Raw genomic sequence first — 15,589 nt, 5'->3', positions numbered from 1 at the left:
CGTCAGTTCCAGATGCCGGTGATGTCGGAGGCCGAGGCGGCGTTGCCCGCGTGCGCGGACAGGCCCGCCAGGTCCTCGATCGTGCGCAGCACGTTGTAGTGGTTGTAGGTGGTGGCGCTGGAGCTGCCGGCCGTGACGTGCTCCCCGTAGAACAGGGTGGGGATGCGGTTGCCGGAGAGCTTGTTGTCCTCGTCGAAGGTCACGGCGAGGACGCTGTTGTGGGTCTTGGCCCAGGCGGCGTACGCGCCCAGGTTGTTCTGGATCCAGGTGTCGCCGGTGGAGACCGAGCAGTCGTGCATGTCGCTGCACAGGTTCGGCACGACGAAGGACACCTTCGGCAGGGTCGTGTAGTCGGTCGGGAACTGGGCGAAGGTCTTCGCGGTGCTGGTCGGCACGTTGGAGAACCCGAACCACGGGTTGTGCTTCTGCGCGTACTTGCCGCTGCTGCAGGTCGTCGAACCCTGGCTCGGCAGCGACTCGTTGTAGCTCGCCCAGGTCTTGCCCGCGGCGATCAGCTCGGAGGCCAGGTTGGGGGCGGAGATCGAACCGACGGAGACACAACTGTCGTCGGTGCGGCCCTGGTTGGAGCCCGAGAAGAGCATGTAGTAGTTCGGCTCGCTGGGGTGGGTCAGACCGTAGGACTGGGTGAGGTTCGCCCCGCCCGCCTTGATCGTGTTGTTGAGGTAGGGGGCGCTGGAGCTGCCGATGACCTGCGAGTAGGCGTGGTTCTCCATCACCACGACGACGACGTGGTCGGGGGTCGGGAGCGCCGCGGCCTGGGCGGTGGTGGCCGTGGCGGCCCAGACACCGATCGAGGCGGCGGTGAGGGCGACGGCGCCGGCGAGTGCGGCGAGGGGACGTCGGTTGCGCTGGGGAGCCTTGACGGCGGCCATGACTGTCCTCCGGGACAGAAGCGACGGACGTTCGGGGGGAGCGGCGCCGCAACCCTAGGGGCCCCGGGCCTGCCCCGCGTGAAGGCCAGGCGAACGGCGGACACCGGCAGGCAAAGGTCGGGTCAGTCACAGGTAATGCACAGCAAAATCAAGGGGGGGGAGGACGGGCGGGGCGGCATCGCGGGGGAGTGCCCGACACCTTCAGCCTACGCTCCGCGGGCCGCGGACCGGTGGGTCAGCCCTGGGACGGCGGTGCCGTCGAGCTGCGGACCACGAGCTGGGTGCCGACCTCCATGTGCTCCATGAGCAGCCGCTGGCCCTCGATCAGGGACAGCAGCGCACGGGCCGCCTTCTGGCCCATGTCGTGCAACGGCTGGCGCACGGTCGTCAGACCGGGGAAGCTCTGCGCCGCCTGCGGCAGATCGTCGAAGCCGACGACGGAGAAGTCGACGGGCACGGTGAGCCCGCGGGCCCGCGCGGCGTCGACGGCGCCCAGCGCCATCAGGTCGGCGCCGGCGACGAGGGCCGTGGGGCGGTGTTCGGCGATCAGCCGGGAGGCGGCGCGGAAGCCGCTGGCGTAGGAGAAGTCGCAGGAGGCGACCAGTTGCTCCTCGACTTTCAGGCCGGCGAGCCGCATCGCGTCCTCGAAGCCCTGGAAGCGGATGGAGGTGCTCTCCAGGTCCTCCTCGCCGCGGAGGTAGCCGATCCTGGTGTGTCCCAGGTCGATCAGGTGCTGGGTGCCCTGGCGCATCCCGTGGTAGTTGTCCACGGTCAGCCGGGGCAGGGGCACGTCCAGGCGGCGCGGGTCGATGATGACGCACGGCAGCTTCTGCCGGCGCAGCAGCTCGACCGTCTCGTTCTCCAGCACGGGCGCGATCAGCAGGACGCCGTCCACCAGGCCGCGGCCCAGGAACTCGATCCGGTCCTTCTCCCGCGCCGCGTCGTGGTACGAGGCGTTCACCAGCAGTTCCTGCTCGGCGTCGGCCAGCTCGTCGGCGACACCGCGCAGGATCTCCAGCCCGTACTGGCTGGTCAGATCCAGGGCGATGAGACCGATGAGTCCACTGCGCCCGGCCTTGAGGTTGCGGGCCGAGACGTTCGGCCGGTAGCCGAGCCGCGCGGCCACCTCCAGGACACGGCGCCGGGTCTCCTCGGAGGCGCCCGGCTTGCCGTTCATGACGTTGGACACGGTCATCGCGGAGACGCCGGCCTCGCCGGCCACCTGTGCGATGGTCACCCGCCCTGCCACTCCGACTCCTTCTGCCCGTGCCGCCCGGCTCGCGAAGACTTTAGAGCCTGTGTCGTCTCGCCTGTGCCGCATATCCGGGGAAACTTTAACGATAAGTTGCAGGGGGCGTCAATGAAGCTCCTGATGGGAGCCGAGTTCGACTCTGCGAACAGGGCATGTGTCGCCATTTCCTGGGGCGTGCGCGGCCGGTCGAGGCTACGACTTCCGGGCTGGGTGACCACGGAAAGTTACGTATAGATGTCGCCTAAGTTTTGCGTTACAGTTCCCGGCCATCGGCACGTAACGTTCGCCGCATCTCGGGTCGACCCCACCCGGTGCGGCCGGAACGATCCACAACCCCCTTCAGACATGACAAGTCGGTCCGTACCGACGATGGGTGAGGTATGCAATGAAGCGCTCTGGGAGATGTCTCGCGGTCGCCACCACGGTCGCCGCCCTGGCGATGTCGCTGGCCGCGTGCGGCGGTGACTCGTCCGGCGCCTCCGCCGACGGCACGGTGACCCTCCATGTGCAGGCATGGAAGGGCGGCGGTGCGGAGCCGGCGAACGTCGCCGAGATCAACAAGGCGTTCGAGAAGGCCAACCCGAAGATCAAGGTCGACTTCGAGTACATCACCGCGAACGACACCTACGTCCAGAAGCTCCAGCCCGAACTGCTGGGCGGCAAGGCCGGCGACGTCATCATGGTCGACACGGACAAGATGAAGAAGTGGGGCGCCTCCGGCTACCTCGCCGATCTGTCCGGGGAGACGTGGGTGAGCCGGATAGCCCCGGACGCCAAGCCGTTCGCCCAGACCGACGGCAAGACCCTCGCGATGCCGATGGAGCTGATCGGCATCGGCCTGTACGCCAACATGGACCTGCTGAAGAAGGCGGGCATCACCGAAGTCCCCGCCGACTGGCCGACGTTCCTCGCCGACCTCGCCAAGGTCAAGAAGGCCGGCATCACCCCGATCGCGCTGCCCGACAAGTCCGCCTGGACCGGCAGCTCCGTCTTCCAGGCCGCCGGATCGACCCTCGTCTACGACAAGAACAAGAAGTGGGACGCCGACTTCCTGGCCGGCAACGCCTCCTTCGACCCCGACTGGAAGGAGTCGCTGGAGCAGCTGAAGACCCTGGAGGACAAGGGGTACGTCAGCTGGAAGAACGAGCTCGGCGTCGACGAATGGGCCCAGGGCCCGCAGGACTTCAGCGCCGGCAAGAGCGCCTTCTGGTACCAGGGCGCCTGGCAGGTCTCCAACGTCAAGAAGGCCGGGTTCCCCGTCTCCTTCGCGCCCTGGCCGGGCGGCGCCGCCGGCACCAAGCCCAACGGCATGCTCTTCTCCGGCACCATGTGGGCCGTCAACTCCCAGTCACAGCAGGGCGACGCCGCTCGGGAGTACGTCAAGTTCTGGTCGCAGAACCAGAACCTCGCCAAGTACCTCGAGGCCGAGCACGCGGAGTCGCCCTTCATCGGCGGGCTGACCCCCGAGAGCACCGAGACCACGGCCTTCACCGACGCCTTCAAGGACAGCCGTTACCGGATCCTCCCGTCCAACTCCTGGTACGGCGCGGCCTCCGAGACGGCGACCGGCTCCAAGATCCAGGCCTATCTGCTGGGCAAGGCGTCCGCCGCGCAGACCCTCAAGGACATCCAGACCGCGGCGTCCGCCAAGTAACCCACCCCAGCCGGCCGTGGCGGAGGCACGAGGAATCGGCTCCTGACCGCCCCCGCCACGGCCCCCTTCCAGGCACGGGGCCCTGGCTACGGGGCCCTGGCTACGGAGCCCTGGCTACGGGGCCCTGGCTACGGAGCCCTGGCTACGAGGCCTTGGGCACGAGGCCCCGGGCATGGCACCAGAACCTGGGCTGGAGGCTCCGGGCGTCGAGGGCCCGGGTGCCGAGGGCCTGGGCAAGAAGCGCCGGGTGTCGAGGCCTTGGGCACGGGCTCCGGGCACCAGGGTCCTGGCACCAGGAGCCGGGCAAGAGGCGCCGGGTGTCGAGGCCTTGGGCACGAGGCTCCGGGCGTCGAGCGCCTGGGCACCAGGGCCCTGGCACCAGGCGCCGGGCAAGAGGCGCCGGGCGTCGAGGCCTTGGGCACGAGGCTCCGGGTGCCGAAGACCGGGCAAGAGGCCCGGGCGTCGAGCGCCTGGGCACCAGGGCCCCGGCACCAGGACCCGGGCAAGAGGCGCCGGGCGTCGAGGCCCTGGGCACGAGGCCCCGGGCACCAGGACCCGGCCAAGAGGCTCCGGGTGTCGAGGACCTCGGGCAAGAGGCCCCGGGTGTCGAGGCTCCGGGCGTCGAAGGCCCGGGTGCCAAGGGCCTGGGCAAGAGGCTCCGGGCACCAGGACCCGGGCAAGAGGCTCCGGGTGTCGAGGACCTCGGGCAAGAGGCCCCGGGTGTCGAGGCTCCGGGCGTCGAAGGCCCGGGTGCCAAGGGCCTGGGCAAGAGGCTCCGGGCACCAGGACCCGGGCAAGAGGCTCCGGGTGTCGAGGACCTCGGGCAAGAGGCCCCGGGTGTCGAGGCTCCGGGCGTCGAAGGCCCGGGTGCCAAGGGCCTGGGCAAGAGGCTCCGGGCACCAGGACCCGGGCAAGAGGCTCCGGGTGTCGAGGACCTCGGGCAAGAGGCCCCGGGTGTCGAGGCTCCGGGCGTCGAAGGCCCGGGTGCCAAGGGCCTGGGCAAGAGGCTCCGGGCACCAGGACCCGGGCAAGAGGCTCCGGGTGTCGAGGACCTCGGGCAAGAGGCCCCGGGTGTCGAGGCTCCGGGCGTCGAAGGCCCGGGTGCCAAGGGCCTGGGCAAGAGGCTCCGGGCACCAGGACCCGGGCAAGAGGCTCCGGGTGTCGAGAACCCCGGGCAAGAGGCACCGGGCGTCGAGGCTCCGGGTGTCGAAGGCCCGGGTGTCGAGGGCCTGGGCAAGAAGCGCCGGGCATCGAGGGCCCGGGCAAGAGGATCCGGGCAAGAGGAGGACCCCCCCGTGTTCCACCGACGGCGCGCCACCATGGCCGCCTTCCTGCTGCCGGCCATCGTCGTCTACGGCGTGTTCATGCTGTATCCGCTGGCCCGCGGCGTCTATCTGAGCATGACCGACAGCCTCGGCGGCCCGATCGCCCACTTCGTCGGCACCCAGCAGTACCGGGCCATGGCCGACGACCCGGCCGTCACCGCCGCCCTCTGGCACACCGTGCTCTACGCGGTCGTCGTCGTGGTCGTGCAGAACGGCCTCGGGCTGCTCTTCGCGAGCATGCTGTTCCGCCGCCCCCGGGTCCGGAAGACGCTCAACGTCGTCCTGCTCACGCCGACGCTGATCTCCCCCGTGATGGCCGCCTTCATCTGGTCGTACCTGTTCGCCCCGACCGGCGGCATCAACGCCCTCCTCGACCTGGTCGGCCTGCACGGTCTGAACCACGTCTGGCTCGGCGACACCTCCACCGCGCTGTACTCGGTGGCCGCCGTCAACATCTGGATGTTCACCGGCTACTCCTGCGCGATCTTCCTCGCCAGCTACATGAGCCTGCCGGCCGAACTCCTGGAGGCGGCGGCCCTGGACGGCGCGAGCGGCTGGCGGCGCTTCCTCAGCGTCGAATGGCCGCTGCTCGCCCCGGCGCTCACCGTCAACGTGACGCTCAGCCTGATCGGTTCGCTGAAGGTCTTCGAGTTCCCCCTCGTGCTGACCAACGGCGGCCCCGCCGGAGCCACGGACACCCTGACCCTGCTGGTCTACCGGAACGTCTTCGGCGGCGGGAAGTTCGCCTACGGCGTCGCGCTGTCGGTCGTCCTCCTCGTGACCGTGGTCGTCCTGTCCAGCGCCACCTCCTCCCTGCTCCGGCTGCGCGAGCGACGCATCTGATGGAACCCGACGGAAGCGGACGGACCGCCACCATGACCTCACATCTCACCTCGCCGCCGGCCGGCCCCCGCCCGTCCCGCGCCGGCCGGCCCCCGGCCCCCACCCGCCCCGCTGCGGCGTCCGGACCGCCCCGCAGCCCGCTGCGCCGGCTGACCGGCGGCCTCGGCACCGTCCTGCTCTGCCTCGGCACCCTGCTGTTCGTTCTGCCGTTCCTCTTCACGGTCGCCACCTCGCTGCGCACCGCCGCCGATGTGGCGCGCTCCCCGCTGGGCATCCCGCACTCGCTGACCCTGAAGAACTTCTCCGCGGCCTTCAGCCAGATCCACTACGGGCGCAGCACCCTCAACACCCTCCTCATCACCGGCCTTTCCTGTGTGGCGATCACCGTGATCGGCTCACTCGCCGCCTATCCGCTCGCCCGGATCACCCAGCACTGGTCCACCGCCGTGTACCGGCTGTTCATCCTCGGCACCTCGATCCCGGTGTTCGTGGTGGCGGCACCGCTGTACCTGCTGATGCGCGACCTGAACCTGCTGGACAGCTACGCGGGCGTGGTCCTCATCTACACGGCCCTCAACCTCCCGGTCGCCGTGTTCTTCTACACCAGCTTCATCCGCTCCGTCCCCACCGACCTGGAGGAGGCGGCGGCACTCGACGGCTGCGGCGCGTTCCGCACGTTCTTCACGATCATCCTGCCGCTGCTGCGGCCGGTCACCAGCACCCTGCTGACCTTCGTCTCCCTCCAGATCTGGAACGACCTGCTGGTCCCGCTGGTCTTCCTGCAGGACCCCGACAAGCGGACCGTCATGGTGAACGCGTACTCGTTCATCGACCCGCACACCGTGCAGCCGACGACCCTCTTCCCGGCCGCCCTCCTCGGCGTGCTGCCGCTGCTGATCCTCTTCGTCTTCTTCCAGCGCCAGGTGGTCGCCGGCATGTCCGCCGGCGCGGTCAAGTAGCCGACCGCCGCCCCTGCCGCGCGCCGGTCCGGCGCCGCCGCGTGCTGCTCCGCCGTGTGCCGCTGCGCGCCCCCGGCCCCACCACGACCCCCACCGTCCAGGGGTGCCCCCATGCCCCCGACGTACCGGAAGGACCCGCCACCGATGTACGTGGTCTCCTACTTCACCGACGCCGAAGAGGCGCTGTACCTGGCCTACAGCCACGACGGCCATGAGTTCGTGCCCGTCAACGGCGGGCAGCCCGTCCTGCGGGGCACGGTCGGCACCGGCAGACTGCGGGACCCGTTCATCGGGGTGGGCCCCGACGGGCTGTTCCATCTGCTGGCCACGGACGGCTGGACGAGTCCGTACATCGTGCACGCCACCTCGGCCGACCTGCTCACCTGGTCCGACCAGGAGCTCCTCCCGGTGATGGCCGAGGTGGACGGCGCCCACAACGCCTGGGCGCCGGAGTTCTTCCTGGAGCCCGCGACCGGCGTCTACCACCTCATCTGGTCGTCGGTCGTCGAGGCCGGCACCAGCGCCGAGGGCCGGGACTTCGAACACCACACGCAGAACCACCGCATCTGGCACTGCACCACCGAGGACTTCCGCACGTTCTCGGACCCCGACATCTTCTTCGACCCCGGCCACTCGGTCATCGACGCCACCGTGCGGGAGCTGGAGGGCGGCGGCTTCCTCATGGCGTACAAGGACGAACGCGGCACCAACGACCTCGGCACCGCCCACAAGGACATCCATCTGACCACCTTCGACCGCCCCGGCGGACCGTGGACCTCCTCCGTGGGACCGGTCACCCCCTCCGTGGTGGAGGGCCCGTCGATCTTCCGGCGCGGCGACGAGATGGTCATGATCTTCGACCACTTCCTCGAAGGGAGATACGGGGCGGCCCGCAGCAAGGACGGCGTGGCCTGGGAGCCGGTCCCCCTCGCCCTTCCCCCGGGCATGCGGCACGCCTCCGTCCTAGAGACGCCCCTGCCGGCCGCCCTGCCCGCGGGCCGAGGCGACGCATGAACTCCGGGCGGGGTCCGGTTCCCCCGCCCCGCCCGGTGCCCGAAGAGCCGTGTCGCATCCCGCGGCGCGGAGAACCCTTCACCCACCAAGGAGCGTCGCGATGAAGCGCCGCAGAACGGACCGCCCGGGCCTGAGGGCCTCCCGCGTCCTCACCCTGCTCGCCACCCTGGCGGGCGCCCTCCTCCTCCCCGCCCACACCGCCCTCGCCGCCAGCACGACCTACTACGTGAACTGCTCGGCCGCCACCAACGGCAGCGGCACCCAGGCCAGCCCCTGGAACTCGGTGAGCAGCGTCAACGGCACCACGTTCGCCGCCGGCGACAGCATCCTGTTCGCCGCCGGCACCACCTGCACCGGCCAGCTCACCCCCGGCGGCTCCGGCACCTCCGGCAGCCCCATCACCCTGGGCGCGTACGGCACCGGCGCCAAGCCGGTCATCGACGCCCAGGGCGCCACCGGCCCGGTCATCCATCTCCTCAACCAGCAGTACTGGGAGATCGGCGGCCTGGAGCTGACCAACGCGGCCACCTCCCCGAACTACCGCTCCGGCGTCCTCGCCGAGAACAGCTCCGGCGGCATCCTGCACCACATCCGGGTGCACGACATGGACATCCACGACATCACCGGCTACGGCGGCGGCTGGTACGCCACCAACGCGGGCGTCGGCGTCCAGACCGACCACACCACCCCCGTCTCCACCTGGGACGACATCGTGGTCGAGAACAACACCTTCGACCACGTCGACCGCATCGCCGTCGCCGTCACCCCGGACGGGGACGGCCAGGGCACCGGACTGACCACCGGCACCGTCATCCGCAACAACACCATGACCTACGACGGCGCGGACGACATCCTCGTCGTCAAGAACGACGGCGCCCTCATCGACGGCAACAAGGCGGGCTACGGCGGCGCGAAGAACACCTGCCCGCCCTCCGGCCAGTACTGCAACGGCGCCTCCGCCGGCATCTGGATGTCCGGCAGCTCCAACACCGTCGTGCAGAACAACGAGGTGTACTGCCACGTCAACGGCGCCGACGGCACCGGCTACGACGTGGACTGGGGCAACCACAACACCACGTTCCAGTACAACTACAGCCACCAGAACCTCGGTGGCTTCATGCTGGTGATGCCGCCCTTCACCATCGCCAACGAGCCCACCTCCACCGTTCCCAGTGACGGCACGGTGATCCGCTACAACATCAGCGAGAACGACGGCACCAATGCCGGCTGCCCCGCCTCCGGCACCCCCACCCATGGCACCGGCGTCTTCCACTTCGTGGGCAACATCCCCAACCAGAGCGGTAGTTCGGCTGCCGTCCCGCTCATCTACAACAACAGCGTCTACGTCAACAAGAGCGGCCTGAACACCCCGATCCTGTACTCCCGGCGCGGATCCAGCGTCACCGGCACCCTGTCCTTCCAGAACAACGCCGTCTTCAACTACGGCACCGGCGGCTACTTCACCACCAGCTCCGGCTCCGTCTACTCCAACAACCTCTTCTACGGCAACCACCCTTCCTCCGAGCCCACCGACGCGGCGAAGGTGACGGCCGACCCGCAGTTCCGCAACCCGGGCAACGCCAACAGCTCCTCCTCCTACACCGGCAAGAACGCCTACCAGGTGCACCCGTCCTCGCCCGTGCTCCGCGCCGGTACGGTGATCAGCTCCAACGGCGGCAAGGACGCCTTCGGCAACACCGTCTCCGCCACGGCCGCCCCCAACATCGGCGCCTACAACGGCACCGGCGGGAACCTGGTCTCCAACGCGGGCTTCGAGACGGGTTCGCTGAGCCCGTGGACCCAGGCCAGCGGCAACGCCTCCTCCGTCAGCGGGGCCAACGCCCGCACCGGCGGCTACGCGCTGACCACCGCGGCGAGCGGCAGCGGCGCCAACCAGACCCTGACCGGTCTGAGCCCCAACACCACCTATCTGCTGACCGGTTGGGCGAAGGTGGCCAACGCGGGTGAGACCCTCGCCGTCGGTGTGAAGAACTTCGGCGGCACCGAGACCTACACCAACCTCGCCACCACCTCGTACACCCAGGCGGCGGTGGTGTTCACCACCGGCTCCTCGAACACCTCGGCCCTGATCTACTGCTGGAAGAACGCGGGCGGCAGTGGCGCGGGCTACTGCGACGACCTCGCGGTGGAACCCCTGTCCTCCGCGACCAACGCGCTCACCAACCCCGGCTTCGAGACCGGCGCCCTCACCCCCTGGGCCCAGAGCACCGGTACGGCGTCCGCGGTCGTCGCCTCCAACGCCCGCACCGGCACCTACGCCCTGCAGACCGGCGCCAGCGCCAGCGGCGCGATCCAGACGGTGAGCGGACTGACCTCCAGCGGCACCTATCTGCTGGCGGGGTGGGCCAAGGCGGCCACCGCCGGTGAGGAGGTCGCGGTCGGTGTGAAGAGCTTCGGCGGCACGGAGACGTATCTGCGCACCTCCACCACCTCCTACGCCCAGCAGCCGATCTTCTTCACGACCGGCGCCACCGCGACCTCCGCCGGCGTCTACTGCTACAAGAACGCGGGTTCGGCGGCCGGGTACTGCGACGACTACACCCTGATCAAGCTGCCCTGACCCCCGACCCCTGACCCCTGACCCCGACCCGGAACCCTGGGCGGGCCGGCGCAATCCGGCCCGCCCAGGGGTGTGTGCCACGACCTCTTGTGACGCACCTCATATCGCGGTTCTCCGGAGTGGCGTAATGACCCGGCCTCCCCTCGCTCTCCAGGGTGAGTCCGCGGAACCTGCCGCCGCCCCGCCCCCTTCGGAGACCGCCGTGTACATCAGCCTCGACCAGCCCATGGGCGCCTGCCTGCTCACCCATGACCAGCGGGAGCTGGCCGTGCCGGTCAGCCTCCGCTGCACCTCCGACGACCCCCTCGCCGTACGGCTGGTGTTCCCCGCCTGCGCCGCCCTGGACGGCGAGGAGGTCACCTGGGTCGTGGCGCGCGCCCTTCTGGAACAGGGGCTGGACGGTCCGGCCGACGGGGGCAGCGTGCGGGTCCGCCCGCACGGACCGGTGCACACCACCCTGGAGCTGCGCGCTTCGGAGGGCGCGGCCCTGATCCGCTTCGAGACCTCGGCCATCCGGCGCTTCCTGCTCCGCTGGGCCACGGTCGGTGAGCGGGTCGCGCCACCGGCCGAGGCGTCCCCCGTCGCCACGGTGAGCACCATCGCGGCACAGCGCGCGTCCCGGCGGCCGCCGGCGGCGCAGCGGTCATGGGCGATATGACGAAGGCACGGGGGCTGCGGGTGGCCCGCAGGCGCCTCGGCGAGCCACCGGTCAGTCGAACTCCTCCACGTACTCCTCGGGCGGCCCCAGTTCCGCCTGTTCCCGCAACTCCAGTGCCGTGCCCAGGCGTTCCAGTTCCAGCACGGTGACCGTGTTGTCGCCCGTCCGCAGCAGCGGGGCCGGGCAGTACAGGGTCAGCTGGGGGCCGGTCTCCCGGTAGCGGCCGAGCAGGAAGCCGTTCACCCAGACCAGACCACGGCTCGATCCCGGCAGCGCCAGGAAGGTGTCCGCGGGAGCGCCGACGGAGAACACGGCCGTGGCGAACCCCGCCCGGGTGTGGGCGGGACCGGCCGCGACCGCGTCGGCCAGCTCGGCGGAGGTCCATTCCTGGAGGGCGACCGGGACGCTGTCCCAGCCCTGGACCAGACGCCGGTCGACGAGGACCGGACCGAGCAGGCCCTTGTGCCCGCCGATCCCGGGCCCGTAGTTCACCCGCCCCAGGTTCTCGACCAGCACGTCCAGCCGTACGACCGCACCGGTGCCGCGCAGCGGCAGCTCCGGGGAGCCGGGGTCGGCCACCCCGAGCAGGGTGCCGTCGACGAGGACCAGCGCCCGGTCCCGTACGTCCTGGAGGACCAGCCGGTGCTCACCGGCCGGGATCCGGGGGTGCGCGGTGTACCGGACCATGCCCGCGTCCAGTCCGAGCCGCTCGAACGAGGCGGGACGCGGACCGGTGCCGACCGGGCCCGCCACGGCCCGCAGCCCGGCCAGCAGGTCCGCCCGGTGGACCAGCGGCAGCCGGGCCGCCGGGAGCCTGGGCGGCCGGACCTCCGAGCGGAGGGGACCACGGGCGCCGAGCGCCTCGCGCAGCGCGAAGAACTTGGCGGTGAGCGTGCCGTCCTCGGCGATCGGCGCGTCGGAGTCGTAGCTCGTCACCACGGGCCGCAGCCGGCCCCCCTCCTCGTTGGCGCCCGCCCAGAGCCCGAAGTTGGTGCCGCCGTGCGCCATGTAGAGGCTCACGCTGCCGCCGTCGGCGAGGATCCCCCGGAGGGTGCCGACCGCGCTCTCCACCTCCCGGACGTGGTGCCGTCCGTCCCAGTGGTCGAACCAGCCGTTCCAGAACTCGGCGACCACGAAGGGCTCGTCGGGGCGGCGGGCCGCGAGCAGACGCCGGGCCGCCTCGGGCCGGGAGCCCAGGGTGACGGCCGTCAGGGTGCCGGGCAGGGTGCCCCCGTCCAGCATGAGGTCGGTGGGCCCGTCGGCGGTGAACAGCAGCTCGCGCACGCCCCGTTCGGTCAGCCCCCGCCGCAGCCGGCGCAGATACGCGTGGTCGTCGCCGTAGCTGCCGAACTCGTTCTCCACCTGCACCGCCACCACCGGCCCGCCCGCGCAGGCCTGGAGCGCGGCGAGGCGCGGGATCAGCCGGTCGAACCAGCGGCCCACGGGGGCGAGGAACGCGGGATCCGCACTGCGCAGGGCCGGCTCGCGGGCGGTGAGCCAGCTCGGCAGCCCTCCGTTGGACCACTCCGCGCAGATGTACGGGCCCGGCCGGACCACGGCGTCGAGCCCCTCCTCGGCCACCGTGCGCAGGAACCCCTCCACGTCCCGCCAGCCGTCGAAGCGCGGCTCCTCGTCCTCGCGGGGCTGGTGGAAGTTCCACGGCACATAGGTGTCGACGGTGTTGAGCCCGAGGTCGGCGAGCCGGCGGATCCGGTCCCGCCAGAGCCCGGGATGGACCCGGAAGTAGTGCAGCGACCCGGAGAGGACGCGATGGGGGACGCCGTAGCGGTACAGGCGGCCCCCGTCCCAGGTGAGGGCCGCGCTCGCCGTGTCGGTCGTGGTCGTGGTGTGGGCCGGACAGCTGGGAGTCACGCTCGGCTCGGTCACCGGGCGAGCGTATGTTATCGATGCCATGCGTAACAAGAACGCTAGGATCGGTGAGAACACGGGAGGGAGTGCCATGAGCGAGGGCACCGCGCGGCCCAGGCAGCCGAGCATGGCCGACGTGGCCCGGACCGCCGGGGTGTCGGCGCAGACCGTCTCCCGCGCGCTGCGCGGCTCGCCGAACGTCAACCCGCAGACCCGGCGGCGGGTGCTGGCCGCCGTGGAGCAGACCGGCTACCGGTTCAACAGCGCCGCCCGCGCGCTGTCCTCCGGGCGCAGTCACACCCTCGGGCTCGTCCTGCTGGCCTCCGGCGGCTACTACTCGCGCTCGGCGGTGACCGCCGGGGTCGAGGCCGCCGCGGGCGCGGCCGGGTACGCGGTGAACATCGCGACCATCGCCGCGCTCGACACCGGTCTCATGGAGCGTGCCCTGGCCCGGCTCGCCGACCAGGGCGTGGACGGCTTCGTGATCGCCGTCCCGCTCATCTCGGTGACGCCGAAGATGGAGGACATCACCCGCGACATCCCGACCGTCACCCTCGACGGCTCGCGCACGGCGGGCGCCCGGGTGCTCGGCATCGACCAGCGCGAGGCGGGCCGGGTCGCCACCCGGCATCTGCTCGACCTGGGCCACCGGCAGGTCTGGCACATCTCCGGCCCCGACGAATGGATCGAGGCGCGCCGCCGCCGACAGGGCTGGCAGGAGTGCCTGGCCGAGGCCGGTATCGAGGCGCCGCCGCCCCTGGAGGGCGACTGGTCACCGGACTCGGGGCACCGGCTGGGACAGGTCGTCGCCATGATCCCCGAGGTGACCGCGGTCTTCGTGGCCAGCGACGAGATGGCCTTCGGCGTCATCCGCGCCCTGCGCGAACGCGGCCGCTCGGTGCCCGAGGACGTGTCCATCGTCAGCGTCGACGACATCGCCCTCGCCGCCTACTGCGCCCCGCCCCTGACGACCGTCCGCCAGGACTTCTACCGCTACGGCGCCGCGGCCGTCGCCCTGCTGCTGGGCGGCGACGAGGCCGGCGCCGAGGAGCCGGCGGCCACGGCGTCGCTGTCGGTGCGCGCCTCCACGGCACCGCCGCGCCGCTCCTGACGGACACGCAGCCGCCTCGCTTCGGCCCCTTGCGCCGCCCCCTGATCGATGCCACCGTATGGCCTCATGTTATCGGTGCCACCGTAACAGGGAGGACCCCATGAGGAGATCGCTCGTCCTCGCGGGCGCCGCGATCACGGTGCTCGGACTGCTCACCGGCTGCTCGGCCGGGGACGGGAGCGGTACGGACTCCGGAAGGACGACCCTGGAGGTCGCCGCCCTCGAAGGCGGCTACGGCCGGGACATGTACACCCAGGTCATCACGGCGTACGAGAGCGCCCACCCCGACATCGACGTCCGGCTGAAGATCTCGAAGAGCATCGAGGACGAGATCACCCCCAGTATGAAGGCGGGCCGCTACCCGGACGTCGTGGTGCTCGGCCAGGGCCGCAAGGCCGCCCTCACCGAGACCCTCGTCAAGGACAAGGCCCTTCAGGACCTCACCCCGGTCCTGAAGCAGAAGGTCCCCGGCGAGTCGAAGACCGTGGGCGAGAAGCTCACCCAGGGCATCGTCGGCAACCTCAACACCAACCCCTACGGCGACGACAAGACGTATCTGCTGCCGATGTACTACGCCCCGACCGGCCTCTTCCACAACGAGGCCCTGTTCCAGGAGAAGGGCTGGAAGGTCCCGGCCACCTGGGACGAGATGTTCGCCCTGGGCGACACCGCCAAGAAGCAGGGCATCCCCCTGTTCACGTACCCGACGGCCGGCTACCTCGACTCGTACTTCTTCGCGCTCCTCGCCGACATCGGCGGCGAGCAGTTCTACCAGGACGTCATGACGTACAAGAAGGACGTCTGGAAGACCGCGAACGCCCGCAAGGCCCTCGACCTCACCACCCGGCTGCTCGGCTATGCCGCGCCGGCCACCGTCGGGTACGCCAACGAGCAGGACTTCACCAAGAACCAGCAGCTCGTCCTCGACGACAAGGCGCTGTTCATGCCCAACGGCACCTGGATCGTGGGGGAGATGGCGGACGCGCCGCGTACGAAGGGCTTCCGGTGGGCGCTGACCCCGCTGCCGGCGGTCACGGCGGGCGGCAAGCGGTACATCACCACCTCGGTCGAATCGGTGTGGATCCCGACGGCGGCGCGGCACAAGGACGCGGCGAAGGACTTCATCGCCTACCTCTACTCCGACGAGGCCGCGAAGATCTTCGCCAAGTCGAACGCCGTCCAGCCCATCGAGGGCATCGCGAGCAGTCTGACCGGTGAGAACGCCGCCTTCTACCAGGTCTACGCGGACCCGGACGTGTCCGCGCTGGTCGGCGGGTTCGCCGGCACCGCGCCCGTCGAGGGCGTCGACATCAAGGCGACCCTGTTCGACACCGCGAACAGCATCATCAGCGGCGACACCACCGAGGACAAGTGGCAGGCCGCCCTGAACGAGGCCAGCGAGAAACTGCGCGCGGCGGGCGACTGACGCG

General features: G+C 70.7%; 11 protein-coding genes. 8 read left to right on the top strand and 3 right to left on the bottom strand.

Features of this window, described 5'->3' with window-relative positions; all coding sequences use genetic code 11:
- Positions 1–2: 2 nt before the first annotated feature.
- Together ACYQ8Q_RS06840 and ACYQ8Q_RS06835 are read right to left on the bottom strand one after the other, a co-directional pair.
- Positions 3–893, bottom strand: coding sequence for an alkaline phosphatase family protein (locus tag ACYQ8Q_RS06840; RefSeq protein WP_460062788.1), 891 nt, complete (start codon positions 891–893; stop codon positions 3–5).
- A 235-nt stretch (positions 894–1,128) separates the two neighbouring features.
- Entirely contained in the window at positions 1,129–2,142 is a 1,014-nt protein-coding gene (locus ACYQ8Q_RS06835) for a LacI family DNA-binding transcriptional regulator (protein WP_460062787.1), read from the bottom strand.
- Positions 2,143–2,530: 388 nt separating this feature from the next.
- Here ACYQ8Q_RS06835 and ACYQ8Q_RS06830 point away from each other — a divergent pair, with 388 nt between their 5' ends.
- The 6 genes from ACYQ8Q_RS06830 (at position 2,531) to ACYQ8Q_RS06805 (ending at position 11,179) form a co-directional block, all read left to right on the top strand.
- Positions 2,531–3,799 (top strand): ABC transporter substrate-binding protein, encoded by a 1,269-nt coding sequence (locus ACYQ8Q_RS06830; RefSeq protein WP_460062786.1) that lies wholly within the window; start codon positions 2,531–2,533, stop codon positions 3,797–3,799.
- Between the two features lie 1,295 nt (positions 3,800–5,094).
- Entirely contained in the window at positions 5,095–5,967 is an 873-nt protein-coding gene (locus ACYQ8Q_RS06825) for a carbohydrate ABC transporter permease (protein WP_460062785.1), read from the top strand.
- Between the two features lie 32 nt (positions 5,968–5,999).
- A complete protein-coding gene (locus ACYQ8Q_RS06820) occupies positions 6,000–6,926 on the top strand; it encodes a carbohydrate ABC transporter permease (RefSeq protein ID WP_460062784.1) in 927 nt (308 codons plus the stop codon).
- 111 nt (positions 6,927–7,037) lie between these two features.
- Complete coding sequence (locus ACYQ8Q_RS06815; protein WP_460062783.1) at positions 7,038–7,940, top strand: glycoside hydrolase family 43 protein; 903 nt, start codon at positions 7,038–7,040, stop codon at positions 7,938–7,940.
- Between the two features lie 100 nt (positions 7,941–8,040).
- Positions 8,041–10,521 (top strand): carbohydrate binding domain-containing protein, encoded by a 2,481-nt coding sequence (locus tag ACYQ8Q_RS06810; protein WP_460062781.1) that lies wholly within the window; start codon positions 8,041–8,043, stop codon positions 10,519–10,521.
- A 127-nt stretch (positions 10,522–10,648) separates the two neighbouring features.
- Entirely contained in the window at positions 10,649–11,179 is a 531-nt protein-coding gene (locus ACYQ8Q_RS06805; protein ID WP_460062780.1) for an SsgA family sporulation/cell division regulator, read from the top strand.
- A gap of 51 nt (positions 11,180–11,230) precedes the next feature.
- Here ACYQ8Q_RS06805 and ACYQ8Q_RS06800 read toward each other — a convergent pair whose 3' ends face one another.
- On the bottom strand, positions 11,231–13,093 hold the full coding sequence (locus ACYQ8Q_RS06800; protein ID WP_460062779.1) for a glycoside hydrolase family 35 protein: 1,863 nt from the start codon (positions 13,091–13,093) through the stop codon (positions 11,231–11,233).
- A 46-nt stretch (positions 13,094–13,139) separates the two neighbouring features.
- Between ACYQ8Q_RS06800 and ACYQ8Q_RS06795 the strand changes: the two genes are divergently transcribed.
- Positions 13,140–14,159 carry a LacI family DNA-binding transcriptional regulator gene (locus tag ACYQ8Q_RS06795; RefSeq protein ID WP_460062778.1) on the top strand — a complete coding sequence of 340 codons (1,020 nt, stop codon included), beginning with the start codon at positions 13,140–13,142 and terminating at the stop codon, positions 14,157–14,159.
- A 100-nt stretch (positions 14,160–14,259) separates the two neighbouring features.
- Positions 14,260–15,585, top strand: a complete 1,326-nt coding sequence (locus ACYQ8Q_RS06790; protein WP_460062777.1) for a carbohydrate ABC transporter substrate-binding protein — start codon at positions 14,260–14,262, stop codon at positions 15,583–15,585.
- Positions 15,586–15,589: the final 4 nt, after the last annotated feature.

This window comes from Streptomyces sp. YKOK-I1, assembly GCF_054660435.1.
This window is presented reverse-complemented; position numbering and strand designations above follow the sequence as displayed.